This window comes from Variovorax sp. EL159 (genome assembly GCF_900100965.1).
Lineage (GTDB): Bacteria > Pseudomonadota > Gammaproteobacteria > Burkholderiales > Burkholderiaceae_C > Variovorax.
In genome coordinates this window covers 1,068,641-1,094,096 of the sequence record NZ_FMUJ01000002.1, presented here as the reverse complement: position 1 = coordinate 1,094,096, position 25,456 = coordinate 1,068,641, and the positions used below count along the sequence as shown (strand labels likewise).

At 67.5% G+C, this 25,456-nt stretch carries 29 protein-coding genes; 5 read left to right on the top strand and 24 right to left on the bottom strand.

Translation table 11 applies throughout. The features are described from left to right. Positions 1 to 22 precede the first annotated feature (22 nt). The 6 genes from BLQ28_RS11320 to BLQ28_RS11295 form a co-directional block, all read right to left on the bottom strand. The gene (locus BLQ28_RS11320) at positions 23 to 1,519 is read right to left on the bottom strand and encodes an ABC transporter permease subunit (RefSeq protein WP_093239463.1); all 1,497 of its coding nucleotides are present in this window, start codon (positions 1,517 to 1,519) and stop codon (positions 23 to 25) included. A gap of 16 nt (positions 1,520 to 1,535) precedes the next feature. After that, positions 1,536 to 2,936 carry an ABC transporter permease subunit gene (locus BLQ28_RS11315; RefSeq protein WP_093239111.1) on the bottom strand — a complete coding sequence of 467 codons (1,401 nt, stop codon included), beginning with the start codon at positions 2,934 to 2,936 and terminating at the stop codon, positions 1,536 to 1,538. Positions 2,937 to 2,938: 2 nt separating this feature from the next. Further along, a complete protein-coding gene (locus BLQ28_RS11310) occupies positions 2,939 to 3,646 on the bottom strand; it encodes an ABC transporter ATP-binding protein (protein WP_093239110.1) in 708 nt (235 codons plus the stop codon). A gap of 174 nt (positions 3,647 to 3,820) precedes the next feature. After that, complete coding sequence (ykgO, locus tag BLQ28_RS11305; protein WP_093239108.1) at positions 3,821 to 3,970, bottom strand: type B 50S ribosomal protein L36; 150 nt, start codon at positions 3,968 to 3,970, stop codon at positions 3,821 to 3,823. A 132-nt stretch (positions 3,971 to 4,102) separates the two neighbouring features. Continuing rightward, positions 4,103 to 4,555 carry a Fur family transcriptional regulator gene (locus BLQ28_RS11300; protein ID WP_093239106.1) on the bottom strand — a complete coding sequence of 151 codons (453 nt, stop codon included), beginning with the start codon at positions 4,553 to 4,555 and terminating at the stop codon, positions 4,103 to 4,105. Positions 4,556 to 4,586: 31 nt separating this feature from the next. Further along, positions 4,587 to 5,672: a suppressor of fused domain protein gene (locus tag BLQ28_RS11295; RefSeq protein WP_093239105.1), complete on the bottom strand. Its 1,086-nt coding sequence runs from the start codon at positions 5,670 to 5,672 to the stop codon at positions 4,587 to 4,589. Between the two features lie 109 nt (positions 5,673 to 5,781). Between BLQ28_RS11295 and BLQ28_RS11290 the strand changes: the two genes are divergently transcribed. Next, positions 5,782 to 6,603 (top strand): hypothetical protein, encoded by an 822-nt coding sequence (locus BLQ28_RS11290; protein WP_143012471.1) that lies wholly within the window; start codon positions 5,782 to 5,784, stop codon positions 6,601 to 6,603. Between the two features lie 48 nt (positions 6,604 to 6,651). Here the strand turns inward: BLQ28_RS11290 and ylqF are convergent, their stop codons facing one another. Next, positions 6,652 to 7,632: a ribosome biogenesis GTPase YlqF gene (ylqF, locus tag BLQ28_RS11285; RefSeq protein ID WP_093239102.1), complete on the bottom strand. Its 981-nt coding sequence runs from the start codon at positions 7,630 to 7,632 to the stop codon at positions 6,652 to 6,654. A gap of 208 nt (positions 7,633 to 7,840) precedes the next feature. Here ylqF and bamE point away from each other — a divergent pair, with 208 nt between their 5' ends. From bamE to BLQ28_RS11270, 3 genes are all read left to right on the top strand, one after another. Further along, entirely contained in the window at positions 7,841 to 8,455 is a 615-nt protein-coding gene (gene bamE, locus BLQ28_RS11280) for an outer membrane protein assembly factor BamE domain-containing protein (protein WP_093239100.1), read from the top strand. Between the two features lie 134 nt (positions 8,456 to 8,589). Then, positions 8,590 to 9,018 (top strand): CBS domain-containing protein, encoded by a 429-nt coding sequence (locus BLQ28_RS11275; RefSeq protein ID WP_093239099.1) that lies wholly within the window; start codon positions 8,590 to 8,592, stop codon positions 9,016 to 9,018. A 118-nt stretch (positions 9,019 to 9,136) separates the two neighbouring features. Next, a complete protein-coding gene (locus tag BLQ28_RS11270) occupies positions 9,137 to 9,496 on the top strand; it encodes an HPF/RaiA family ribosome-associated protein (protein ID WP_093239097.1) in 360 nt (119 codons plus the stop codon). On the opposite strand, the gene BLQ28_RS11265 is transcribed toward BLQ28_RS11270, so the two are convergent. The 12 genes from BLQ28_RS11265 to BLQ28_RS11210 form a co-directional block, all read right to left on the bottom strand. Then, complete coding sequence (locus tag BLQ28_RS11265) at positions 9,483 to 10,628, bottom strand: alpha/beta hydrolase (RefSeq protein ID WP_093239096.1); 1,146 nt, start codon at positions 10,626 to 10,628, stop codon at positions 9,483 to 9,485. The two genes, BLQ28_RS11270 and BLQ28_RS11265, sit on opposite strands and share 14 nt — an antisense overlap. Beyond that, a complete protein-coding gene (locus tag BLQ28_RS11260) occupies positions 10,625 to 11,125 on the bottom strand; it encodes a MerR family transcriptional regulator (protein ID WP_093239094.1) in 501 nt (166 codons plus the stop codon). The genes BLQ28_RS11265 and BLQ28_RS11260 overlap by 4 nt, the downstream gene beginning before the upstream one ends. Continuing rightward, positions 11,112 to 11,540 carry a nuclear transport factor 2 family protein gene (locus tag BLQ28_RS11255; protein ID WP_093239093.1) on the bottom strand — a complete coding sequence of 143 codons (429 nt, stop codon included), beginning with the start codon at positions 11,538 to 11,540 and terminating at the stop codon, positions 11,112 to 11,114. Before BLQ28_RS11255 ends, BLQ28_RS11260 begins: the two co-directional genes overlap by 14 nt. 114 nt (positions 11,541 to 11,654) lie before the next feature. Then, complete coding sequence (locus tag BLQ28_RS11250; RefSeq protein ID WP_093239091.1) at positions 11,655 to 12,587, bottom strand: SDR family NAD(P)-dependent oxidoreductase; 933 nt, start codon at positions 12,585 to 12,587, stop codon at positions 11,655 to 11,657. 113 nt (positions 12,588 to 12,700) lie between these two features. Continuing rightward, a complete protein-coding gene (locus BLQ28_RS11245) occupies positions 12,701 to 13,081 on the bottom strand; it encodes a response regulator (protein ID WP_093239461.1) in 381 nt (126 codons plus the stop codon). A gap of 135 nt (positions 13,082 to 13,216) precedes the next feature. Beyond that, entirely contained in the window at positions 13,217 to 14,773 is a 1,557-nt protein-coding gene (gshA, locus tag BLQ28_RS11240) for a glutamate--cysteine ligase (RefSeq protein WP_093239090.1), read from the bottom strand. 165 nt (positions 14,774 to 14,938) lie between these two features. Next, the gene (locus BLQ28_RS11235; RefSeq protein WP_093239088.1) at positions 14,939 to 15,256 is read right to left on the bottom strand and encodes a putative quinol monooxygenase; all 318 of its coding nucleotides are present in this window, start codon (positions 15,254 to 15,256) and stop codon (positions 14,939 to 14,941) included. Between the two features lie 45 nt (positions 15,257 to 15,301). After that, positions 15,302 to 15,964, bottom strand: a complete 663-nt coding sequence (locus BLQ28_RS11230; protein WP_093239087.1) for an alpha/beta hydrolase — start codon at positions 15,962 to 15,964, stop codon at positions 15,302 to 15,304. A gap of 155 nt (positions 15,965 to 16,119) precedes the next feature. After that, positions 16,120 to 17,112, bottom strand: a complete 993-nt coding sequence (locus BLQ28_RS11225) for a Bug family tripartite tricarboxylate transporter substrate binding protein (protein ID WP_093239085.1) — start codon at positions 17,110 to 17,112, stop codon at positions 16,120 to 16,122. Positions 17,113 to 17,227: 115 nt separating this feature from the next. Next, positions 17,228 to 18,400: an FAD-dependent oxidoreductase gene (locus tag BLQ28_RS11220; protein WP_093239084.1), complete on the bottom strand. Its 1,173-nt coding sequence runs from the start codon at positions 18,398 to 18,400 to the stop codon at positions 17,228 to 17,230. An 11-nt stretch (positions 18,401 to 18,411) separates the two neighbouring features. Beyond that, positions 18,412 to 19,347, bottom strand: a complete 936-nt coding sequence (locus BLQ28_RS11215) for a tryptophan 2,3-dioxygenase (RefSeq protein ID WP_093239082.1) — start codon at positions 19,345 to 19,347, stop codon at positions 18,412 to 18,414. 91 nt (positions 19,348 to 19,438) lie between these two features. After that, a complete protein-coding gene (locus tag BLQ28_RS11210) occupies positions 19,439 to 20,416 on the bottom strand; it encodes an AraC family transcriptional regulator (RefSeq protein WP_093239081.1) in 978 nt (325 codons plus the stop codon). Positions 20,417 to 20,529: 113 nt separating this feature from the next. On the opposite strand from BLQ28_RS11210, the gene BLQ28_RS11205 reads away from it, so the two are divergent. Next, positions 20,530 to 21,006, top strand: a complete 477-nt coding sequence (locus BLQ28_RS11205) for a Fur family transcriptional regulator (RefSeq protein WP_093239460.1) — start codon at positions 20,530 to 20,532, stop codon at positions 21,004 to 21,006. A gap of 37 nt (positions 21,007 to 21,043) precedes the next feature. On the opposite strand, the gene zigA is transcribed toward BLQ28_RS11205, so the two are convergent. The 5 genes from zigA to phnD all read right to left on the bottom strand — a co-directional run bounded on the left by zigA (position 21,044) and on the right by phnD (position 25,455). Further along, positions 21,044 to 22,237: a zinc metallochaperone GTPase ZigA gene (gene zigA, locus BLQ28_RS11200; protein ID WP_093239458.1), complete on the bottom strand. Its 1,194-nt coding sequence runs from the start codon at positions 22,235 to 22,237 to the stop codon at positions 21,044 to 21,046. Between the two features lie 102 nt (positions 22,238 to 22,339). Next, positions 22,340 to 22,906, bottom strand: a complete 567-nt coding sequence (locus BLQ28_RS11195) for a fatty acid desaturase CarF family protein (protein WP_093239079.1) — start codon at positions 22,904 to 22,906, stop codon at positions 22,340 to 22,342. Positions 22,907 to 23,108: 202 nt separating this feature from the next. Continuing rightward, a complete protein-coding gene (locus BLQ28_RS11190) occupies positions 23,109 to 23,663 on the bottom strand; it encodes an HD domain-containing protein (protein ID WP_093239078.1) in 555 nt (184 codons plus the stop codon). A gap of 9 nt (positions 23,664 to 23,672) precedes the next feature. After that, positions 23,673 to 24,476: a phosphonate ABC transporter, permease protein PhnE gene (gene phnE / locus BLQ28_RS11185; RefSeq protein WP_093239076.1), complete on the bottom strand. Its 804-nt coding sequence runs from the start codon at positions 24,474 to 24,476 to the stop codon at positions 23,673 to 23,675. Between the two features lie 34 nt (positions 24,477 to 24,510). Next, on the bottom strand, positions 24,511 to 25,455 hold the full coding sequence (phnD, locus tag BLQ28_RS11180; RefSeq protein ID WP_093239075.1) for a phosphonate ABC transporter substrate-binding protein: 945 nt from the start codon (positions 25,453 to 25,455) through the stop codon (positions 24,511 to 24,513). Position 25,456 lies beyond the last annotated feature (1 nt).

Below are 25,456 nucleotides of genomic sequence, written 5' to 3'. Positions count from 1 at the left end.
GAAAGAAAAACGGAACGGACGCTCAGGCGACCGAGAAGCGGCGCAACCGCCACGCGGCCACGCCGAACAGCAGCAGGCTCGGCAGCAGCAACTGCAGCACGGCGAGCGCGGCCTGGTTGCGCACGAGCGCGGCGGGCTCCTCCTGCCAGGTGAAGGCCGGAATGCGGTCGAAATCGACCGGCGAGAGCGCATCGCGCGCATCGATGCGCGGGAAGAAGAAGGCCTTCCACGCCTCGTGATAGGCGACCGTTTGCGCGTCGAAGCGCGCATGGCGCCGCGCGCCGGTGCCGGCCAGCGCGGTCATGCCTTCGTACGCCACAGCCGCCGGCGACACCGCGCCGAAGCGCCCCACCAGCACCTGCTGGCGCGCCTGCTGCGCATCGAAGCGATCGAGCTCGGGCCGGATGGCGTCATCGACCTCACGCTCGATGGCGTACATGGCCAGCGCGCGGCCGGCAATTTCGATCTTGCCGTCGCGCGGCAGGAGGATCGCACCACGGCCGACGTGCTGGTAGTCGGCACTCAGCAGATCCGCATGCCGCTTCATCGCCTCGGCGGTGACCACGCGCTGGCGCGTGGCGAGTTCGGTGCGCGAAGGCGCGGGGCTGGCCTGCGTGACGGCGAGGTTGAGCAGCACCGGCGCCACCAGCACCAGCAGCACCCAGGCAATGACCAGCACCATCGCATTCGTCGCCGACGAGGCACCGAAGGCATTGACCGCGACCACCAGCGCAAACCAGAAGAGCGCATAGGCGCCCACCAGCAAGGCCCACCAGAGCGTGGCGCTGCCGGCATCGCCCGCACTGCCCGCGGTGCCGATCCACCCGGCCTGCCGCGCGATCAACAACACCGCCACCGGCAGCAGCACTGCCGGCCCCAGCAGCACCGCGGCGCGCACCGAGAGCTTGCCCGCGAGCAGCGTGCGCAGGCGCAGCGGCTGCGACAGCAGCAGGCGCAAGGTGCCGTTCTCGCGCTCGGCCGACAGCAGGTTGTAGCTGAGCGCGAAGATCAGCAAGGGCAGCAGGTAGACGATGACGAAGGCCAGGTCGAAATGCCCGCTCATCAGGTGCCACGGGCTTTCGATGTCGCTCGGGTTCATGAACACGACACGGCTCTGGTTCGTGACCTCGTACTGGCTCGGGAACAGGTCGCTCTGCCCCAGCGCCACAGGTCCGAGCGGCGCGGTCGGCAGCAACACGTGATGGCCGCCGTAGCTGCTCGCCATGCGCGACGGGTCGGCCGGGTTCTGGAACGGCGTGGGCTGCGCGGTGCCCGCAAGGATCGCTTCGAGCTGCACGCGCTGCGCGGCGCGGGTGTCGCGGTCGGCCTTTGCGACAGCCGCCTGCGCGCGGTCGCGGTGCGCGCTTTGCAGCAGGCCGTTGCCGAGGGCGTAGGCCACCAGCAGCAGGAAGAGCGTGCCGACGATCCAGAGGCCGCGCTCGGCGAGCATCAAGCGGCATTCCTGGCGCATCACGGCCAGCAGGCGACGGCCCTGGGAGGGTTGGAGAGGTGTGTTCATGGTCATGCCCGTTCCCTCACAGCGCACGCTGGCGCACGGCGGTGAAGGCCGCGAAGGCGGCGGCCAGCAACAGCGCCACGCACAGCACCGCGAGGCTGCGCGCCTGGTGCCGCAGCGCCCACGTCGCGCCGGGTGGGTGGTAGTCGAACGGCGGCACGGTGGCCCACAGTTCGCGTGGCGCCTGGTAGGCGAAGTGACGGTCGCCCAGCGGATCGGCATGCGCCACGAGGTCCTGGCTCATCAGGTCCTGGATGTCGCGGCGATGCAGCTCGGCCTCGGTCGTGAAGCTGCGGTGGTGCGCGAAGTCGGTGCCGGCCATGCCCATCGAGAAGCTGCGGATCGCAAGGACGGGCAGCAAGAGGCCGCTCCACTCCTGCACCGTCTGCTGCTGCTCCCAGGTGTCCCAGAGGCGGCCGTAGTGGCGGTCGTAGACGGCGTACGACGACTGGTCGTCGAGCCGCAGTGCCAGACCCCACTTCGACAACGGCACGTCGCGCCCCCATCGCTCGGTGGTGCCGAAGTTCTTCTGCCAGACCGCGTCGGACACGGCCTTGCGCTCGGCGTCCAGAGCCTGGTCGAAGGCCAGCCGCGTGGGGCTGGGGAACCATGCGCGCGAAAGCTCCGACATCACGCGCGGCGCCATCACTGCCTGCCCGATCCACAGCGCCAGCAGCACGGTGATCGCCATGCGCGAGGTGGACGACGCCGCCGACACGCCCAGCACCAGGAACACGAAGATGCCGAGGTAAACGGCATAGCCGAGCGCCCATGCGGCCAGCCGCAGCAGCGCGTCGAGCCGGTCGCCCGGCCCCGCGCCGACGGCCACCGCGATGGCCGCGACGATGGCGGCCGGCACCAGCAGCACCGCCAGCGACGCCACCAGCGCCAATGCCTTGCCGCCGAGCAGGCGAAGGGGCGACACGCCGAGGCTCAGGGTCTGGCGCAGGATGCCTTGTTCGCGCTCGCCCGCGAAGGCGTTGAAGCCGAGCACGATCACCAGCAGCGGCCCGAGCACCTGCAGGATCCAGCCAACCGACAGATTGCCGAAGCGCTGCAGGCCGGTCGCATCTTGCGCGGCGTTGAACTTCACCTCGCTCTGGCGATGCGCCTGCAGCCACACGGTGCTGCCGATGTAGGGGTTGATGCCCGGGTCCATCATGGCGAGCGCGGCTTCGGGCTTGAAGGCATGCATGCCCTGGTGCGCGGCGTCGTGCGGATGGCGCCGGTCCTGCTGCAGCCAGTCGCGGTAGTCCATGGCTTGTGCGGCGTGTTGTTCGGCGCGGGCGTCGCGCTGGTGCGTCCAGCCGACCGCGAGCGCGGTGAGCAGCAGCACCAGCACCAGTCCGCCGGCCCAGTACAGGCGCCCGTCGCGCAGGCGTTCGAGAAATTCGCGTCTTGCGATCCAGGTGAGCGACATGCCTATGCCCTCATGTGCTGGAGGTAGAGCGACTGCAGGTCGGTGCGCGCGATCTGCGCGTCGCCGTCCAGGCTTTCGACGAGCAGGCCGCGCTTCATGATCCCGACGCGCGTGGCGGTCTGCTGCGCATGGAACAGGTCGTGCGTGGTGGTGAGCACGGCCACGCCGTTGTCGGCGGCGCGCCGCAGCAGGCCCGAGAACTCGCTGGCCGCCTGCGGGTCGAGCCCCGAGGTGGGTTCGTCGAGCAACAGCGCCTTGGCCTGCTTGGCCAGCGCCACTGCGATCCACACCTTCTGGCGCATGCCTTTCGAGTACGCGGACACGCGCTTGTCGGCCGCTGCATGGTCGAGCCCGACCTCGGTCATCAGCTCGAGCAGCCGGTTGCGCGGCAGCTCGCGGCCCAGCGCCAGCCCGGCGAAGAAGCGCAGGTTTTCCAGCCCCGACAAGGTGCCGTACAGCGTGACCTGCTCGGGGATGTAGGCCACGTGCTGCTTGGTGGCGACCGGATGGCGCGTGACGTCGATGCCGTTGACCTCGACCGTGCCGGCACTCGGCGCGATGAAGTTCAGGAACAGGTTGATGGTCGTCGTCTTGCCGGCCCCGTTCGCGCCGAGCAGGCAGTAGATGTCGCCGGCGCGGATGTCGAGGTCGAGACGGTCGAGCGCGGTGTGCGTTCCGTACTGTTTGGTAAGGCCGATGGCTCGGAGCATGAAGAGGTTCCGGTTTGAAAAAAGGACGCGCGCAGGCCAGCCCCGGCGGGCATGCGCCGATGCTTGTGTTCAGTGGTGGTCCTGGCGCCGGCGAAGGCCGCCAGCGCGCGAAAGAAAAAGAGGCGGAAGGGTCAGCGGTGGCGCATGGGCGCGCCGCAACCCTTCAGGTTGCGATCAACACTTGTGCTTGTTTTTCGCGCCGCCCTGCCTGGCCTTGAAGCGTGGGTTGGACTTGCAGATGACGTAGGTGCGGCCGCGCCGCGTCACCACCTGGCAATCGCGGTGGCGCTTCTTTGCTTCTTTGAGGGAGGACAGGACTTGCATAGGTAGGCCGTAAGGAGGAAGACCCGAGACTATACGTTATTGAGAATTCATTCTCAATAACATCGAGACCCTGACCGCCCCCCTCCCCCGCCATGCCGCCGGCCCCTGCAACGGCGGCCGGCCCGAAGCGGCTCAGTGCGCTTTCGGCGTGCGCGCCTTCTTGCCGCCCGTGTCCGCGCACGATGCGCACAGCCCGTGCAAGGTCACTTCGTGGCTTTGCACCTGAAAGCCCTTCGGCACAAGGTCGTCCATCGGCCCCGGACAGGCGTGCAGCAGAAAGACCTGCCCGCAGCCCGCGCAATGAAAGTAGTGATGGTGGTGATCGGCCTCTTTGCCATCATGCTGCGAATGGCGATGCGCATCGGGCTTGCACGCCACTTCGTAGCGCGCCGGCTCGCCCGGCAATTCGACCTTCGCGATCTCGCCGTCCGCCAGCAGCAGCGACACCTGGCGGTACACGGTCGACAGGCTGATTTCGGGAACGATCTCGCGCGCGCGCTCCAGGATCTGAGGGGCGGTGAGTACGCGACCGGCGTCGCTGAAGGCGGAGAAAACTGCGTTGCGCTGGCGCGTGAGACGTTGCATGTTTCGATGATAGTGGGCGGGCCCCAGCGCTTCAGCCGACGGTGCGAACGACCTTGCCGCTGGCGTCCTTGATCGTGGTCTTCTCGATCTGCCAGCGCACGCTGTCCAGGCTTTCGAGGGTGTAGGTTCCGGCGCGCGGCTGCAGTGTGCGGGCCAGTTCGCGCACCGCGTCGTCGGTCAGTTGCAGCGTCAGTTGGCCGTCGCTCTCGCTCACGCTGTTGGCGTTGCCGCGCTCGAACACCAGCGCGCCTTCTCGGCCGGCCACGCGAAAGACCCGGCCGAAGGGCAGCCGCAGCGGCAGCAGCGTGACGAGCTCATCGACCTGGCGCGCGCCCAGCTCGATCTCGGTGAGGGGCGTGCGCAGCAGGCGCTTCTTCACTTTCCAGCCCAGCACGTCGGTAAAGAGAAAACCGCTCGACGAACCATCGCGCTGCGTGCCTTCGGCCACCCGCGCACGCACCTCGGCGTTGTCGAGCAGCGAAGGCCGCGCCAGATCGGTCACCCACAGCGGCATGTCGGGCAGCAGCACGTCGAGCAGCTTGCGGGTCTGCCATTGCTTGGCGGCGCGCTCTTCGTCGACCGTGAGGCCGACCACCTGGAGGAAGTCCACGCGCCCATGCGGCGTGTCGATGGCCGGCAGTTCGGGGTCGAACACGAAACCCATCGAGCAGATCAGTGTTTCGCGCTCCAGGGCAATGGGGCCGTTGGCCGTCATCCAGTGGCCGTCGTCGAACACGTTGCCGCTGTTGAACACGTAGCGCGCCAGGTTCTGCAGAAAGTTGATGGCCCAGGCGGGCGGCTCCTCTTCGACGGGGTGGCAGGCCAGCCGAAAGGTCAGCTCGAAGCCGTAGCCGCTGGTGTCGGCGTCGTCCGATTCCTTGCGGTACAGCTCGGTCAGCCCGTAGCTCACGAAATGCCAGTGCGGCACCGGGTCCATGCGCTTCCAGGCGCTGATGCCGTCGAGCGGATCGGGCCCGCCGAGCATCCACTTGATGACCGTGCCGTAATGCTTCGGTTCCTGTCCGGGGTAGAGGCGGTCGAGCGCGCCACTGATGGCGTCCCAGCCCGGCGAGCTGTCGTCGGCCTCGTCGGCCCGGCCTTGCGTTGCATCCGTCATGTCGCTCCTCGCGATGTCGATGCGGGCAAGCCTACACCGGGGTTTCAGTCAGGGGTCAGGCCGTCGTGGCATCCTCGGGGGCCGAAACGTTTTCCCTTGGAGAAAAATCGTGAGTTGGATCCATCGACGGGGCGTGCTTGCCCTGTCGGCCGCAAGCGCCGCCTCTGCCCTGCTCGCCGCCGCCGGCTGCGGGCAGAAAGACGCGCCCGCAGCGGCCGCTCCACCGCAGACGCCTGCCCCGGGCAGCATCGCGATCACGCAGGACGACATCGACACCTTCCGCCGCAGCCATGCCGAGTGGATCGACTGCGAATCGGGCGCGCCCGCCATCGTGCCCGCCGACATGTCGCTCGAACAGTTCGGCGAGCTGCTCGACGGCGGCCAGTCGCCGGCCTTCGACCGCTTCGTGAACGTGGCGTCCGCCTTCTTTTTGCACGCGAGCTTCGCGGCCGGGCACTACGCCTTTCTGCCGCCCTTCGGCAAGCGCGCGAGCTTCGACGTCACGGACGAGCACATCCGCCTGCTGCAGCGGGCGAACTGGCAGACCTTCCTGATCGACTGCAAGCGCCCGTATGGCGACTTCACGCATTTCGAGATCGACATGGCCGACATCCTCGGCCTGCCGGTGACGAAGGACGCCAAGGGCCACGCGCAGATCGGCAAGGACGCCGAAAAGCGCATGGACGCATTGCACGCCGACATGCTCTTTGCACTGCAGGCCTACATCCGCTTTGCGCGGCTGAACCCGGGGCGCTATGTGGTGCCCGACCGGCGCTTTTCGCTGCACCTGAGCCGGCCGCTGTGCCGGCCGGTGTCGGCCACCCGCATCGCGATGTACCAGCGCGCGCTGAAGGCCGCGGGGCCCACGCCCGATTCGCACCGGCTGGCGGCGCTCAGCGAAGCGGCGGCGGGGTTGTTTGCGCTGGATTGAGCCGGGCTGCTGCAGGGCACCCCTTGCAACAGCGGAAGGCGCAAGGCGTCAGGCGTCGCCTTCCGGCGTGGCCTCGGGCGCAGGCGCACTTTCGGGCTTCTGCTTGCCCTTCTTCCCACGCGCCGCTTTCTTCGCGGCACGCTCCGCATCGATGCGCTGGCCTTCGGCCAGCCATTGCAAAAACTCTTCAGGCGTTTCGAGCGTGATGCGCCCGAGGTTGCCCGCGCGAAACTCGTGCATCACGATCTCGGCGGCCTTCTGCAGGTTGACCTTGCCCTTGCCCAGCAGCGCGCCGCGCTTGCGGCCGATGGTGTCGAGCAGTGCCTCGTCTTTCATCCCGGCCATGGTGGCGGGGTCGAGTTCCACGAGCTTGAAGCGCGCGGCCACGCCGTCGGCGTAGTTGACCTTGAGGTAGTTGAGCAACTCGAGCGCCACTTCTTCCTCGTCGAAGGCATTGCGCCCGATGGCGCCGCTGGCCGCGAGGTTGTAGCCGCTCTTGGGCACCACGATGCGCGGCCACAGCATGCCGGGCGTGTCCCACAGGTAGAAGTCGTCGGCCAGCGTGATGCGCTGCTCGAGCTTGGTGATGCCGGCCTCGTCGCCGGTCTTGGCCTTGCGCCCGCCGGTCAGGGTGTTGATGAGGGTCGACTTGCCCACGTTGGGAATGCCGCAGATCAGCACGCGCATGGGCTTGGCCATGCCGCCGCGCCGGGGCGAAAGTTCGTGGCAGGCGCGCACGATCTGCTGCGCGGGCGTGGTCTGGCTGGCATCGAGGCCGATGGCGCGCGTGTCGGGCAGCGCGTTGTAGTGCGCCAGCCAGAGCAGCGTGCGCGCCGGGTCGGCCAGGTCCTGCTTGTTGAGCACCTTGAGCGTGGGCCGCCCGGCCGTGAGCTCGGCCAGCATCGGGTTGGCGCTGGAGCCGGGCAGGCGCGCGTCGAGCAGCTCGATGACCACGTCGATGTCCTTCACCCGCTCGGTGATGGCCTTCTGGGTCGTGTACATGTGCCCGGGGAACCACTGGATCGCCATCGATGGATGCTCTTTCTTTCGCGCTGTCTGGAAGGGGTCGGCCAAGGGCCGGGGGAGGATTGTGGCCCGCGAACCTGAACAGTAGCTGGCTGCTATATCTTTGATAGCTGAAGGCCGCCATTCTGCCTTCGTTGCGGGCGAGATCGATCCTAGAATCCCCGCGCTGCGCCCGCGCAGCCATTTCAACAAAGACACCCGAGGGACATCCATGCTCAAGCGCCTTGCCGCTGCCGCCCTGCTGGCAGCCACCGCCCTGCCCGCCACCATCGTCCATGCCCAGCGGCCTTCGCCGCCGCCCGGCCCGATGCTCGACGGCTTCCTGTGCTGCAACATGCGGACCTACGGCGAGTCGATCAGCGACATCAACTACGACGAGCAGGGCACGCGCATCGTCGCGGTCGGCACGACGGCGCGCATCACGGGCTACGACTTCCGCTGGTTCAGCCTCGACCTCGGCGGCAAGCCGCAGCGCATCAAGAACGACTACAGCCGCAACATCACGCTGCCCGAATTCGCGCAGCGCTACGTGGTGACCACCGACCCGAAGCAGAAGATGGCGGCGTTTGCGCCCGCGGTCCGCGACGCGATCCTGGCCGCGAAGGTGATGCCCGGCATGACTCGCGAGCAGGTGCTGATGGCCATCGGCTATCCGGTGGCCAGCGAGAACCCCAGCCTCGATGCGCCCACGTGGCGCTACTGGCGCGACAGCTGGTCGGAGTTCCAGGTCAACTTCGACGACAAGGGCCTCGTGAAGACGGTGGTCGGCGACGCGGTGGCGCTCAGCCGCGTGCTGGCCGCATCGGCAGCACCGGCGCAGCCTTAAGTTCTCGCACGGCGCACGCGCGCAATCCCCTAGAGGGTTTTGCATCGCGAGGGGCCATCGCGCCCCTATCATTTGACCGAGTGCGGCGCACGCGCGTCGGTGTGAATCGAAACTTTATTCATGGAGTTACCGCGATGAAACCCGTCTCCGAACTGCTCAAGCGTCACGATTCCGCGGCCTGGCGCACCTCGCCCGATTCCAGCGTGTTCGACGCGCTGGCCACGCTGGCCCACTTCGAGGTGGGCGCGCTGATGGTGATGGACGGCGAAAAGCTGGTGGGCTTTCTTTCCGAGCGCGACTACACCCGCAAGGTGGCGCTGCAGGGCAAGAATTCGAAGGAGATGAAGGTCTCGGAGATCATGACGCCCGACGTGATGACCGTCACCCCGCAGACCCGCACGCGCGCCTGCATGACGCTGATGAGCCAGCGCAAGTTCCGCCACCTGCCGGTGGTGGACGGCGACAAGGTGGTGGGCATGATCTCCATCCAGGACTTGATGGACGACATCATCTCGGACCACGAGGCGACCATCGAACAGTTGACCACGTACATCCAGAGCTGATCAAGCCCGGCGAATTGCGGATCCTGCCCGGCTCGTGGGTAGGTAAAAGGCCTACGGACACCGGGGCGCTTCAGGGCGCACAGTGGGCACTCGTTCATCCATCCAGCAGGGACATTGCATGCAGATTCAGGTCAACACGAGCAACGGCATCGAGAACAAGGACACGCTGGAACGCTGGGCCGACACGGAGATCAAGCAGCATCTGAGCCGTTTCATCGAAGACGTGACGCGCGTCGAAGTGCATCTGAGCGACGAGAACCACGACAAGGCCGGCGGCGGCGACAAGCGCTGCGTGATGGAAGCCCGCCTTGCACACCACCAGCCCCTGGCCGTGACGCAGCACGCCAACACGCTCGACGAGGCCTTCCGCGGCGCGGCCGACAAGCTCAAGCGCCTGCTCGACAGCACGCTGGGCCGCCTGAACAACCACCGCGACCGCGGCTCGATCCGCAAGGACGCGGGCTTTACCGCCGAATAGCCTCTTCGCGCAGAAAGCCGAGCAGCAGGCGGCGCACCTCGCCGGGCTGCTCCTGCTGCACCCAGTGGCCCGCGCCTTCGACGAGGTGCACGCCGCGCATCCGCGTGCAGGCCGTGGCCTGCATCGCCTCGAAATCTCCGGGCTTCTGGTAGATGCCCCAGTCGCTGCGGCCCGCAATGAAGCACGAGGGCACGTCGATCGTGCGGCCCGACCAGGCCTGCATCTCGGCGGCGTAGCGGCCGCCGGTGCCGCAGCGATACCACTGCAGCCCGCCCTGGAAGCCGGTGCGCGCGTACTCGGTGGCGTAGGTGGCCAGTTCGTCGTCGGGCAGCCAGCGGCAGGCGGCGATCTGTTCGAGCGATGGCATTTCCTCGGCCACGGTCTCGGCCATGGTCCGGTCGGCGCGCATCACGTAGTAGCTCGGCAGGCGGGCCAGTTCGGCGGCGCTCATCGCGGCCAGCCTGAATGGCTGGTTGCCGGGCCAGTCGGCGCTCTTGTGGTGGTAGTAGGCACGCAGGAAGGCGTGCAGGCCTTGCGGCGGGTGCTGCATGTGGCCATTGGCCTCGCGCGTCGAGTAGTACCACTGGTAGTGCTGGCGCGGCGGCTGCAGCGCCGCGAGGCCTTCGAGCAGTTGCCGCGTGGACTCGGCGAGCCCGGCCGTTGCACCAGGCGGCGGACCGCCGAACGGCGCGCTCATCAGCACGACCGAGCGAAACACGTCGGGTCGCGTCAGCGCGCACCACGCTGCCACCGGCGAACCGAAGTCATGACCCACCACGGCGGCCACCGAGTCATGCCCCAGCGCCGCCAGCAGCCCGAGCGCATCGCGCACGAGATTCAGCAGGCGGAACTCGTCGAGCCCCGCGTCGTAGCCCTGCTGCCAGCCGGTGGTGCGGCCATAGCCACGCTGGTCGGGCGCGACCACGTGATAGCCCGCGGCTGCCAGCGGCAGCATCACCTTGCGCCAGCTGTAGGCCAGCTCCGGAAAGCCGTGCAGCAACAGCACGCAGGGCCGGCCCGGTGCTTCGAAGCCGGCTTCGAGCACGTGCATCGACAGACCGTTGCCGTTGTCGACCTGGCGCGAACGGATGCCCACGGGCAGCGGCAAGGGAGCGAGGGTGGTGTCGGTCATCGGGCTTTCCCCTTGCGTTTGTTCGGCGGCTTGAGGCTGGGCATCTCGGCGGGAATGAGCGGCGGCCGGTGGCCGCTTGCCATCCACGCGTCGTAGAAATCGATCTTGCGGTCGACCAGCGACAGCGCCCTCTTCCATTCGGCGATGGTCTCGGTCACGCGCGCGCGATGCGCCGCGAGCAGATCGCGCCGCTCGCGCAGCGTGACCTTGCCCTGCACCGCCAGCGCGGTGTATTCGCGCATCTCGGCGATCGACATGCCGGTGCGGCGCAGCCGCTCCATCAGGTCGAGCCAGCCCACGTGCAGCTCGCCATAAAGGCGCCGGCCGCCGTCGTCGCGCGCCACGCCGGGCACCAGGCCCTGCGTCTCGTACCAGCGGATGGCGTGTACCGTGCGGCCGGTGCGCGTGGCCAGTTCGCCGATGTGGAAAGGCGTGCCCTTCGCCGATGCCGGTGCCGGTGCCGCCACCGGTGCGGCAAGCGGCTCAGTGGCCGGCATGGGCAACGGCCGAAGGCGCATCGAGCGCCTCCTGCACCAGTGCGGTATCGAAGTACTCCGTCAGCTCTTTCACCTGGCCTCCTTCGAGTCGGTAGATGTAGCAGTAGCGGTTGTTGTAGCGCTTGCCGGCCTTGGTGGGCACGTCGCCGCTGAAGAGCACGACCACGCGGTCGCCTTCGGCAATGATGCGCTCGGTCTTGCTCACGTAGAGCCCTGCGAACTGCGCGAAGAGCGGCTTCAGCAGCTCTTCGCGGATCGCCTTCTTGCCCGCATAGGTGCGCGACCACGGCGTGGTGCCTTCCAGTGTCCAGCGGGCGTCGTCGGCCAGGCTGTCGACGAAGACCTGGCCGTTGCCCTTGTCCAGCTCGGCATGGATGCGCTGGACCAGGGCCTTGTTGTCGATGGTGGTGTTCATGGCGTGATTTCCTCGATGAATGATGGAACCGGGAAGCCCGGAAAATTCATTGGAAATGCTCGAGTGCACTCGAGGTCAAGCGCCACGAACGGCGCCATGAACGGCGCCGCGCGCTCAGCCCTTGCGGGCGCCCGCGCCGGCCTTCGCCTTGGCGACCTCGTTGCCGCCCTGCGCGGCACCGCTCTGCGGCACGGCTTCGCCATCGCGCGAAGTCACTTCGGCCAGCCGTTCGGCCAGCTGCTCGGGCACGTCGGGGCCGATGCCCAGCCACGCGCCCTGCGTCAGCGTGATGTGGGCGGCCTCGAACACGCCGGCACCGGCGCACAGCACGGTGCGGTTGGGCGCGTCCTGCGAAGCCAGCACCAGCATGGCGGGCACCACGGCCTCGGGCTGGAAGGCTTCGAGCATGTCCTTGGGGAACAGGTCCTCGGTCATGCGGGTGGCGGCGGTGGGCGCCAGGCAGTTCACGCGGATGTCGTTCTTGGCGCCTTCGATGCTCAGCGTCTGCATCAGGCCCACCAGCGCCAGCTTGGCGGCGCCGTAGTTGCTCTGGCCGAAGTTGCCGTACAGGCCGGTGGACGAGGTGGTCATCACGATGCGGCCGTACTTCTGCTCGTTCATGAGCGCCCAGACGGCCTTGGTGCAGTTCACGGCGCCCATCAGGTGCACGTCGACCACCAGCTGGAAGTCGGCCAGCTCCATCTTGGCGAAGCTCTTGTCGCGCAGGATGCCGGCGTTGTTCACGAGGATGTCGACGCGGCCCCAGGCATCCACCGCCTGCTTGACCATGGCCTGCACGGCCGCGAAATCGGTGACCGAGGCGCCGTTGGCAATGGCCTCGCCGCCGGCGGCCTTGATCTCGTCGACCACCGCCTGCGCGGCGCTGACCGAGCCGCCGGAGCCGTCGCGCGCGCCACCCAGATCGTTGACCACCACCTTGGCGCCGCGCGCCGCCAGGGCCAGCGCATGCTGGCGGCCCAGGCCGCCGCCCGCGCCGGTCACGATGGCCACGCGGCCCTTGAAGTCAATGCTGTTGCTGCTGCTCATGGTGTCTCTGTCGCTTTCCTTGGGAGTTGCCGGTATTCGGTTGCCGCTGTGCGGCAGCGTGGCGTTTTACCCCAGAAAGACACCCCGGCGCAGTCACCCGCGCGCGGCCCCAGTCACTCGTGCGACGAGCGGACCAGGTCGCAATAGGCCACGAGCTGGTCGAGCTCGGCCGATTTGTCGAAGAAGGCATCGGCGCCCAGCTGTTCGGAGCGCTGGCGCATGTCGGCGGTGGCGTAGTTGCTGAGCACCACCACCTTCTGGTGCGGTGCGCGGTTGCGGCACGCGTGGATCACGCCGAGCCCGTTGCCGCGCTTGAGGAACAGGTCGACGATGGTCATGTCCCAGTCGTCGCGGTGCAGGCCCAGCCAGGTGATGGCTTCGTCCTCGGTGCTGGCCGAGGCGACGACCTCCGCGTCGGCCACGTCCTCCAGAAAACCGACGAGGTTCTCGCGGATCACGGGGCTGTCCTCCACCAGGTAGGCCTTGAAAGTCATGGCGACCTCGCCGGGTCGGAGCTTGCGCAATGCATGGATGCCATCCTCGCAGCCCCGGCGGCGCGTGCGGTGGGCCATACAGGTCAAACCCTGTAGGCCATCGGCCCCCGCCGCTGTCCGCCGTTGGATGTCGAGCTAGGCAGCGACGGCCATGCGGCCGCGGGCCATGCCCAGGCGCGCGGGCGAGACGTACTGCTCGCGATAGATCTCGAAGGGCAGCGTGTCGGCGGCCTCGATGCGCTTTTGCTCCTGGATCGACTCGGCCGTCATCTGCTCGAACTCGGCCTGCTGCGCGGCCGAGAACGGCAGACCCAGCAAGGTCGCGCGGGTCTGCTCGGACTGGGCCCGCACGAAACCGACGAAGGAGTTGCCGTGCTGCTGCTCGATGGCCGCGAGCACGCGTGCCGAAGGCAGGCTGTCGGGGTTCTGCAGCGCGGCCCTGGCGGCGTGCACCGCCTCGGTGTGCTGCGTGCCGCCGTGGGCGGCATCGAGCGCGGCGGCGATGGGCAGGCATTGCTCGACCAGCTCAAGCCCCCAGTCGGCCAGCACCACTTCGCTGCCGCCACGCGCAAGGCGCAGGCCCGGCTCGCGGCCGCGCGCGGCCGTCAGGTGCTGGTTGCGGGCGAGGTCGGCGATTTCTTGCGGCGTGTCGTCGGGGCTGTCGCTCAGCAGGCAGTGCAGCAGGAACACGTCGATGAAGCGCATGGTCTGCGCGTTGATGCCGACGGTCTCGAAGGGGTCGAGGTCCATCAGCCGCACTTCGACGTATTCGACACCGCGCTCGCGCAGCGCATGCAGCGGGCGCTCGCCGGGATTGATCACGCGCTTGGGGCGGATGGTGCCGTAGAACTCGTTCTCGATCTGCAACAGGCTGGTGCCGAGCTGGTTGTAGTCGCCGCCCAGGTTGCGGATGCCGATGGCTTCGTAGGCCGGCCATGGGCGCGTGAGCGCGTCCTGCAGCGAGGCGCCGTAACCGTCGAGGCTGTTGTAGCTCACGGCCAGCGAGGCCTGCGCGTCGCTCTGGTAGCCCAGGCGGCCCATGCGCAGCGAGGTGCCGTGCGGCATGAACATGCTGCCGTCGCCCAGCGGCTGCAGCTCGTGCGGGCGGCCCGCGACAAAGCTCGAACACAGCGCCGGCGAAGCGCCGAACAGGTACAGCAAGAGGAAAGCGTGGCGGCGGAAGTTGCGGATCAACGCAAAGTACTGCTCGCTCGACACGTCGGGCAGCGACCAGTTGTAGTGAATGCCCGAGATGGTCTGCATGCGGCGGCCATAGCGGTGGCTCAGGCCCATGCGGTACACGCTCTTGGCGCGGCCCACGTTCGACGAGCCATAGCGGCCGATCGGAATGGTTTCGTCGGTCGGCAGGCCGCAGGGCATGCTCGACACCCAGAGGCGCTCGTCGCCCAACTGGTCGAGCACGCGGTAGGTGAACTGGTGCACCCGGGTCAGCTCTTCGAGCGCCGATTCGACGCCCGCGTGCACGCCCGTGATGAGTTCGAGCTGCGATTCGCTGAAGTCGGTCGTGATGTGCGGATGCGTGAGCGCGGCGCCCAGCGCCAGCGGATGCGGCGTCAGCGCGAGCTTGCCGTCCGGCAGCGCGCGCAGGCTTTCCTTCTCGATCCCTCGGCGCATGCCCTGGAGGCGTGCGGCTGAGAGTGCACCCAACCTCTCCTGCAATCTGTTGCTCATATTGTTATCACCCATCAATCTTCTGAGGGGCTGGAAGGTAGCACGGGTGCGCGGGCACTGCTCGTGCAGGGAATCCCGGGGTTGGCTACCCTGTGATGCGCTACTTTTTTAATAGCAAACAACGGCAGCGGCATGGTCGTTGACCGGTTGTTCGGCGAGCGCGATTCAGCCCTTGGCGCGGCCCGCCGACAGGTCGATCTCGTCCGACTGGTAGACGTGGATCTCCGGCGTGCCGTCGGCCATGGCCGCGAGCGCCTTGCCGAAGGCGCGCGAGGCATCGACGCGAAAGTGGGCCTGCAGCGTGGCCATGTCGCTCCAGCGCTCCACGAAGGTCAGGCGCAGCGGGTCTTGCACGTCGGTCGTGACTTCGTGCGAGATACAGCCGGGCTCGGCGCGCGAGCGCAGCACATGCTCCACGCTGATGGCCAGCATCGCCTGCAGGGTGTCGGGCTTGGCGAGGGCGTGTCCGATGACCAGGATCATGTCGTTGTCTCCTTTTCTCTCGTGGGCCTGCGCGAAGGGGCCTGTTCAGCCCAGCACGCGCAGCAGGAAGCGGTTCAGGTCGGCAATTTCTTCCATGCAGACCGAATGCGCCATCGTGTACTCGTGCCACTCGACGGTGTAACCCAATGCTGCGAGCGCATCGCGCGACTGGAGCGCCCTGGCAATGGGCACCATCGGGTCTTGCCGGCCGTGGCCGAGGAACACCGGCGTGTCGTGGTTGGCCGCATGGCGCTCGGCCGCGGTGCTGGCCGCCAGCGGCAACCAGCCCGACATGCCGACGATGCCCGCTAGGCGCTCGGTGTGGCGCAGGCCGGTCAGCAGCGCCATCGCGCAGCCCTGGGAAAAGCCTGCCACCACGATCCGGCCGGCGGCGATGCCACGGGCCTTTTCGTTGGCGATCACCGCCTCGATGGTGGCCTGGGAGCGGCGCAGGCCGGCCGCGTCTTCCTGCACGTTGAAATCGGCCGCCGCGATGTCGAACCACGCCGGCATCTGGTAGCCGCCATTCAGCGTGACGGGGATCACCGGCGCATTGGGAAACACGAAACGCACCGGGCCCACGCCCGACAGGTCGAGCTCGTTGGCGATCGGCACGAAGTCGTTGCCGTCGGCGCCAAGGCCGTGCATCACGATCACCGTGGCGGTGGGGTTGGGGGCGGTTTCGATTTCGATGGGGGGACGGGACATGGTCGGGCAAAGGTATTCAAAGACGCGAATGGCCAGACCTTAGCGCATTCGGGCCGCCCCACCCAGGAAGGCCCCGAAACCACAAGCCCGCCGCGACAGCCGTACCAAGGCCTTCGCCAGGGCACCGGCCAGGCCGGTTCGGCCGTTGCCGAAAGTTACTCGGCCTTGATGCCGACCGCCTTCACGATCTGCGCGTAGCGCGCGTACTCGGCGTTCACTTGCGTCTGGAACTGGCGCTGCGGATGGCCGGTGGCCTCGATGCCCTGCAGCGCGAGTTCGGCGCGGGCGGCCGGCGCCTGAACGATGCGCCCGGCTTCGGCCGCGATGGCATCGAGCACCGGCTGCGGCGTGCGCGCCGGCGCGAACAGGCCGAACCACGTGCCCGAGCGGTAGCCCGCGTAGCTCTCGCCCACGGTCGGCACTTCGGGCAACAGCGCGTGGCGCTTTTCGCCACTGGTGCCCAATGCCACCAGCCGGCCGCTGCGGATGTGCGGCAACGCCGGGCCCACGGCAATGAACATCACGTCGACCTGCCCCGCGATCACGTCCTGCATGCCCAGCGGCCCGCCCCGGTACGGGATGTGGGTGACGTAGATGCCCGTCTTCTGCTTGAGCAGCTCCATGCTGAGCTGCTGCGGGCTGCCGTTGCCGGCCGAGGCGTAGTTCAGGTGGCCGGGATGCGCCTTGGCCGCGCGAACGAAGTCGGCCACGGTGCGAAAGCCCGTCTTCGGGTTGGCCACCAGCACGAAGTCGATCTGCCCGAGCGACACCACCGGCACGAGATCGCGCCGCGCGTCGTAGGGCAAGCCGGCCTGGATGTTGGGAAGAATGGTGATCGGGCCGTCGGCGCCCACCAGCAGCGAGTAGCCGTCGGGCTGCGCCTTGGCCAGCCCATCGGCCGCCAGGATGCCCGCCGCCCCGGCGCGGTTGTCGACCACCACCGGCTGCTTCCACTGCTCCGACAGGCGTTGCGCAAGGTAGCGCGCCAGCACGTCGGGCGAGCTGCCGGGCGTGTTCGCGACCGTGATGTGCACGGGCTTCGAGGGGTAGCTTCCCGCCTGTTGTGGTTGCTGCGCCTGCGCCCCCATGGCCAGCAAGGCACCGGCCCACAGTGCAAGGAAGGGTTTCAGCAGGGAATGGGCACGCATGGAAGGAAGGCTCTCGGTTGCGGAAGGCAAAGCGCGCAATTCTGTCGCGCACCCGCCCCTGCGCAAACGACGTATTCGTCAGATGCTTAGCTGCATCCGGGCATATGCAGGCCCGTCAAACCGGCACCCCGCGCAGCGCATCGAGTTCGCGATAGAAGGCATCGACCTGCTGCTGGGCCGTGGCCTGCATCGCGGTGTTGCGGCGCGCGCAGCTTGCGGCGTCTTCCACCGCGCCCGCCTCGCCGACCTTGCGTGAGGCATCCTGCACGAACCTGCACATCGGGTAGCGTCGTCGACCGAAAGCCTGCAGGGTCTGCTCGCCGATGCCATCCGCCGCAAGCATCTCGGCCAGAACCACGGCATCTTCCACGGCCATGGCGCCGCCCTGCCCCATGAACGGCGTCGAGGCGTGCGCCGCGTCGCCGATCAGCAGCACGCGGCCCGCGTGCCAGGGCAAGGGCGCCTGCACTTCCTCGACCGCCGTGTAGAGCACTTCCGAATCCGCCGAGAGCCGATCGAGAAACTGCCGCGCCGGGCCACCGAATTCCGCGAACCGCTCGCGCATCAGCGCGGGCCACTGCGCCCTTGGATACCAGCGGTCGACCGGCTCGCTCACCGTGCCGAAGATGTAGAGCCTGTCGTCGCTGATCGGCATGATGCCCAGCCGCTTGCCGACGCCCATCATCATGATCTTTGCGTCGAGCGTGCGCGGTCGCTCGTGCACGCTGCGCCATACGCCGAAGCCGGTGTAGCGCGGCGCCACGGGTCCGGTCACGGCCTCGCGGACCTGCGATCGGATGCCGTCCGCGCCGATGGCCAGGTCGAAGTGCTGCGTCGATCCGTCGGACAGCGTGACTTCCGCGTGATCGCTGTCGGCGGGCGAATGGATCTTCTCCGTCGTCGTCGCCAGCCGGATCTCGACGCCGAGCGCACCGAGCCGACCCGCGAGGATGCGATGCATCTCCGCACGCTTGATACCGAGGATCGGCACCGCGCCGCCGTGCGAGCGCGGATAGAACACATCGACGATCGGCGCGCCATGGTGGTCGAGGTACACGTTGCGCCCGTCCGCGATGCCGAAACCCGCATCGAGGATCTGCGGCAGCACCCCGACGCTGCGCAACGCCTCCAGCCCGTTGCTGTAGATGAAGATGCCCGAGCTCTGGAAGCGCCACTCGGCCTGCTTCTCGATCAACGTGACGTGCATGCCCTTGTCGGCCAGCGCGATGGCCGCGGCACAACCCGCGATGCCGGCGCCGACGATCAGCACCCTGTTTGTAGTGGTCATGAACGGGCGCCTCAGAGTTGCGTGCGAACAGACCACAGCTCGGGAAAGAACCGGTGATCGACCACGCTGCGCAGCCACCCCACGCCGGCCGAGCCGCCCGTGCCCGGCTTGAAGCCGAGGATGCGCTCGACCGACACGAAGTGCCGCCAGCGGTATTGCGAGAACACATCGGCAATGTCCATCAACGCCTCGCCGAGCCGGTACAGGTCGTTCTCCGGCGTCGGGTCGCCGTACACCCACAGCCAGGCGGCCTCGACGCCCGGGTTCACCACATAGGGCGCAGACCAGTCGCGCGACAGCGCCTCGGGCGGCACCGCGATGTCGCGGCGGTGCAGCAGCGCGAGCACGTCGTCGTAGAGGCTCGGCGAGTTCAGCGCCCTTTCCATGTAGGGCCACACGTCGGGGTTGTTCGCATGCGCGCGCGCCAGCGGCACCGACTTGTTGCCCAGCACGAACTCCACATGCCGGTACATGTACGACTGCTGGCCCGAGGCAATGCCCAGCGTGTTGCGGAACTGGTTGAACTCGTGCGGCGTGATGGTCGAGAGCACGTCCCAGGTCTTGCCCAAAAACTCCAGCAGCGCACGCACCCGCGGCACCAGTTGCAGCGCACCGGCCACGTCGTCGCCGCGAACGCGCACCTGCATGTTCACCAGCTCGTAGTGCAGTGCCTTGAAGGTCAGTTCCTTGCAATGCGTGATGCACATGAAGACCATCTCGTCGTGGCCTTCGCTGCGCATGTGCTGGATGCTCAGCAGCAGGTCGTTGCGCTGGTGCTCCAGGTAAGGGTTGCTGCGGCCCTCGAACTGCAGCAGCGGCTCGCCGTCGGTGTTCTTCACCGTGGCTTCGCGCTGCTGGTTGTCGCCGGTTGCGATCGGCTTCACGAGGGAATTTTCGAGCGCCGGGTTGCGGACTTCGGGAATGACTCTTTGGCGTTGGATGGGCATGCGCCGATTGTTCGGCGCACCTGCAGGCGGCTCAACCTCCGGCACGCCGGATTTGGGCACCATTCGTCCGGCTCGACAGGCCGGGCCCGAATCAGCCGGATGCGGGCCCGCCGTGCTGGCGGGCGTAGGCGCTGGGCGTCATGCCGGTCCAGCGCTGGAAGGCGCGCGAGAACGCCTTTTCTGATGCATAGCCCACGGCCTCGGCCACCTGGTGCAGGCTCAGTTGCCGGTTCTTGAGCTTCTCGGCCGCCAGCGTCATGCGCCAGGAGCCCAGGTAATGCATGGGCGTCACGCCCACCAGCGCGCGGAAGCGTTCGCTGAAGATCGTGCGCGAAAGGTAGCTGGCCTGCGCCAGCGTCGCCACCGACCACGGATGCCCCGGCCGCTCGTGCATCAGCGACATCGCGCGGGCGATGCTCTCGTCGTCCAGCCCGCGCAGCCGGCCGGTCTGCTGCGCCTGCCGGTCCTGGGGCTGGGCATAGAGGTGCTCGCAGAGGATGTGCACCAGCAGCAGATCGGCCATGCGCGCCGCCGACAGTTGCCAGCCCGGCCGTTGCGCGATGGTCGCGTTCACCAGCGACTCCATGGTCTGCGCGAGCGATGCGGTGGTGGCAATCTGCGCCTTCCGCAGCACGATCAGCGGCGGCAGGCTAGCCATGATGGAACCCAGGCCTTCCGCCGGCATCCAGAGGTGCAGCGAGAACAGCTCGGTCGCCGGGCCACCGCCGCCATGCGAAAACACGATCGGGTGGTCGCCGTGCCGGCCGACCGAGTGGGCCGCGATCAGGTCGCGAAAGGGTTGGGCTTCGAGCCCCGGCGCGGAAGACACCGTGTGGGCGCTGCCCTGCGGCAGCATCGCGATGTCGTGCGGCGCAATGGCCACCGGCTCGGCACCGTCCACCGCGATCCAGTACGGCGCGCCGGTGCACATGCGGATCAGCGGGCCATCGACCCCGGTCGAGTGCAGCGCCCAGGGAGCGGTCAGCGAAAAGCGGGCCGTGACCGCCCGCTCGGACTTGTACGTCGCAAGCACGTGGCTGAGTACGTCGCCGCCCCCCTCTGTGTCCATGCTGTCCGTGCCGCCCGGTGATCTCGATGCGGGCGATTATCTGGCATGGCAGGCGGGCGATTTTTCGCGGATTTGCACAACAGGCCCGGGGATGCAACACAATGTCGTTTCGCATGAAGACCACGAACCCGCACCCGAAGCCCCCGCTCGCCGCCGCTGCATTCGACAGCGAATCCCTGTTGCGCGACAGCGGCCTGCGCGTGACACGCGCCGCCCAGACGGTGCTCGAACTGCTCGAACACAACTCCCAGCCCCTGACGCACGAGGAAGTGGCCGCCGCCTACACCGCCGCAGCCGGCGAGGCACCCGACCGCGTGACCATCTACCGCGTGCTCGACCGGCTGGTTGAAGCCGGCCTGTGCGACCGCCGCGTGGGCCCCGATCGGGTCAATCGCTTCTCGCGCCACGTGGAAGCCGCCTCGGGCAACACCTTCGAATGCGACCAGTGCCACAAGGTGCTGGCGCTGCCTTCGGACCCCGAACTGCCCAAGGTGATGGGCCGGCTGGGGAAGGCGCTGCGCAAGCAGGGCATCGACACGCGCCACACGGCGCTGACGCTGCACGGCACCTGCGGCGACTGCGCCCGATAGGCACTCGGCCCCTCGGGCTTCGCGCACAGGCAGCGGCCTATGCGTTCCAGGACGGGAAGGGGTCCGAAAAGTTCTGCCACCACGAAGCACCGAAGCGCATCTCGTTTTCGGTGAGCAGGCAGGCATCGAATTTCGCGCGAAGGTCGGCTTCGTCCATGCCGATGCCGATCAGCACCAGCTCCTGCCGGGCGTCGCCGGTGGCCGGGTCCCAGTTCTTGCGGATCATCTCGAGCGCCTCGGGGTCGGTCGGCCAGTGCTCGCGCGGCACCGCCGCCCACCAGAAGCCCGCCGCGCCATAACGGCAGGCGCCACCGGCCTGCGACCATGAGCCCGCCCGCGTGGCGCGGCTGGCAAGCCAGAATAAGCCCTTGTAGCGCACCACGCCCTCCCATTCGGTTTGCACCAGCTTCCAGAAGCGCATCGGGTGGAACGGCAGCCGCGAGCGGTAGACAAAGCTGCCGATGCCGTAGGTTTCGCTCTCGGGCGCGTGCTCGCCGCGCAGTTCGGCCAGCCAGCCGGGCGCCTGCTCGGCCTGCTCGAAATCGAACAGGCCGGTGTCGAGCACGCGGTCGAGCGCCACGCGGCCGAACTCCGACACCTCGATGCGGGCGCGCGGGTTCAGGCTGTGCAGGATCGCCATCAGACGCTCGCGCTCTTCGAGCGTCACCAGATCCGTCTTGTTGACCACCAGAACGTCGCAGAACTCGATCTGCTCGATCAAGAGGTCGACCACCGTGCGCGTGTCCTCGTCGCCGAGCGACTGGCCGCGCGCGCCCAGGCTGTCGGCCGAGCCGTAGTCGCGCAGAAAATTGAAGGCATCGACCACCGTCACCATGGTGTCGAGCCGGGCCACGTCGGCCAGGCTCTTGCCGTCTTCACCGGCAAAGGTGAAGGTCTCGGCCACCGGCAAGGGTTCTGAAATGCCGGTGGACTCGATCACCAACTGGTCGAAGCGCCCTTCCTTGGCGAGCCGCCCGACCTCGATCAGCAGGTCTTCGCGCAGGGTGCAGCAGATGCAGCCGTTGCTCATCTCGACCAGCTTCTCGTCGGTGCGCGACAGCTCGGCGCCACCGTCGCGCACCAGCGCGGCGTCGATGTTGACCTCGCTCATGTCGTTGACGATCACCGCCACGCGGCGCCCCTCCCGGTTGTGGAGGATGTGGTTCAGCAGCGTGGTCTTGCCGGCGCCGAGAAAACCGGACAGCACGGTAACGGGGAGACGGGCGGTCATCGTGGCGAACTCCATATATGCAACAGCATTGCATTATATGAACCATCGCAACCATGTTGCATTTCATGCTGACCAGCCGGCCCGGATCTCCCCTTTTCAGCCTCAGGCGGCCCGCGCAATCGCCTTCACGGAAATGTCGGGCTTGCGCTTGCAGCCCAGCGTCTTCTCGATCACGTACTCCACTCCCTTCCAGAAATTGATTTCTTCCAGCAACGGGTTGAGAAAGTTGGTGATCGAGCAGTAGTGCGAGTTCTTCTGCCCCGCATGGTGCTGCGCATGGTGGCGCTGCGTCTGCAGCAGCCTGAGCTTCTGCAGCATCGTGATCAACCGGCCGTTCTCGTGCGGCGCGCGGTGCGCCCACTTGTGGACCTGATTGGCATTGATGCTCACCGCCGTGAAAAGCCACACCTTCCAGGTCAGCGCCTTGAGCCACCAGGCGCCCATCAGCACCAGCGCACCGGTGAGCACCAGGTCCCACGAACTGGCCCACCAGCCGCGCAGCACGAAGGCGCGGGGCCGCACGTGGTGCTCGATGTTGGCCTCGCCGATCCATTTGCCCACCACGGGCGTTTCCTTGCGGACGTAGGCGTCTTCCGCCCAATGCACGAGACCACTGATGAAGTCGGCCAGAAGAACCACACCGACGAACTGGAACACAAGATCTCTCATACAAGCGACGCGGGAGCGTCATGGACTTTCCGGAGTTGAACACGCATGCCCTGGAGCGGGTTCGCACAAGGGCGAGGGCATTGTTTCCGGGCCGCTGGTTTTCGCGGTGTCGTGCTTGCGCAGTATCTTTCCGTGATGCCTGATGTGCCTTGCGGCGCTACTTCGGCGCGCGCGACGGCGCACTGCGGCTCATCTGCCGTGCCTACAGCGCGACCTGCGCCATCTTCTGCAGATAGTGCGCCAGCGGCGGCGTCACCCTGCCCTTCACCTTGGCCAGGTCGTCGTAGCGGCGCACGCGCAGCGACTCCTCGGCGAACGGCAGGCGCATGAAGGCCTCCGCTTCTTCCTGCGTGTGGCGGCCACCCTGCAGCTCGAGGCTGTGCTTCGAAGCCGGCGACAGCGTGGCCCAGTAGCCCGCGTCGAGCGTGCACAGGCAGCGCTTCGCATCCACATGCAGGCGGATCGGCGCCAGCACGCCGAGTGGAAACACCCCATGCAGGAAAGGCAGCGCGATGTACTGGTGCAGGTCGTCGCGCGCCCGTGGTGTCGCGGCCTCCTCCTGCGCGTTCTCGGGCGCGAGCAGATGGCCGAGGTCGTGCAGCAGCGCTGCCACCACGGTCTCGGTGCTCTCGCCTGCCTCTTCCGCCAGCGCCGCGCACTGCAACGCGTGGTCGAGCTGGCTCACGGCTTCGCGGCCGTATTGCCGCTGGCCAGGTCCGGCCAGCAGCAGTGCGATGTCATCGAGCGTCAGGGCCATGCCGCGCGCCTAGACCAACACCTTGCGGATGCGCGCCGACACCAGGTCGATGGCGCTCACGCTCACCACGATGATGATCATCACCGCGCAGGTCTCGGCGTACTGGAAGCCGCGAATGATCTCCCACAGCACCACGCCGATGCCGCCCGCGCCCACCATGCCCACCACCGACGCCGAGCGCACGTTCGACTCGAAGCGGTACAGCGCATACGAGATCCACAACGGCATTACCTGCGGCAGCACGCCGTACACGATCTCGTGCAGCGCGCTCGCGCCGGTGGAGCGGATGCCCTCGACCGGCTGCGGGTCGATCGCCTCCACCGCTTCGGCAAAGAGCTTGGCCAGCACGCCCGTCGTATGCACCCAGAGCGCCAGCACGCCGGCGAACGGCCCCAGGCCCACGGCCACCACGAACAGCATCGCGAACACCATCTCGTTGATGGCCCGGCAGCTGTCCATCAGCCGGCGCATCGGCTGGTAGACCCACCACGGCACGATGTTGGCCGAGGCCAGCAGCGCCAGCGGCACCGCCGTCAGCACCGCCAGCGCCGTGCCCCACAGCGCGATCTGCAGCGTGACCACCATCTCCTGCAGGTACATGCGCCACTGCGTGAAGTTGGGCGGAAAGAACTCGGCGGCGTAGGTCGCCATGTTGCCGCTGTCCCGGATCAGGTCGAGCGGCCGCATGTCCGCCCCCTTCCACGAGGCGAGCAGCAGCACCAGCAGCACCGCCCACGAAAGCTGCCACGCCAGGTTGCGCTTGGGAACCGCGGTGGCAAGCGGCGGGCGGGTCATGGGGATCGTCGAGGGCATGGCGTTCGGTCGGTGGTGCTGCTGCTGCGTGCGCTCAGTTCAGCGCGGCCAGCTTCTTGTCGATGTCGGCCAGGCGCGTCTTCTTGTCGGCGTCGCTCAGCACGGTGTCGGCTTCGATCTTGGTGCGCTGGCCGAACAGGTCAAGCTGGCGAATCGGCACCAGTTGCTTGTCGCTCGATTCCTTGAAGCCCGAGAGCTTGGAGATCTTCATGACGATCTCTTTCTCGCGCGCATCGGTCTTGGCGTAGTTGAAGAAGAAGTTCTTCAGCTTCGTCTTGGTGGCTTCGGGCAGGTCCTTGCGCATGACCAGCGGGTCGAGCGGGATCAGCGGCGAGGTCCAGACGATCTTGATGTCCTTGAACTTCTCCGGAAAGCGCTCCTTGACCTTCTCCAGGTTCTCGCTGTTGTTGGTCGCCACGTCGACCTGCTTGTTGGCCACCGCCAGCGCGTTGGTTTCGTGGTTGGCGCTGCGCGTGACCTTGAACGCGGTCTTGGCATCGACCTTGTTCTGCGCAAAGACGTAGAAGCCGGGCACGAGGTAGCCCGAGGTGGAGTTCGGGTCGCCGTTGCCGAAGCTCAGGCTCTTGGCGTTCTTCAGCACGTCGTCGAGCGTGTTGAGCGGGCTCTCGCGGTTGACGATCAGGTGCGAGTAGTAGCCCTGCGTGCCGTCGGCATTGACCATCTGCGCAAACACTTCGCCGCTGGCGCGGTCCACCGCTTCCATGGCCGACTTGTTGCCGAACCAGCCGAGCTGCACCTTGTTGAAGCGCATGGCTTCGATGATGCCGGCGTAGTCGGGCGCGAAGAAGGCCGTGACCTTCAGGCCGGTCTGCCGGCTCATGTCGTCGATCAGCGGCTGCCAGTCGCCCTTGAGGTTCTGCGTCGCCTCTGTCGAGATGATGCCGAAGTTGATGTCCTGCGCGAACGCGCCGACCATGCCCAGGCCGAGGGCCAGGGCTGCGCAGAGTTTCTTGATCATG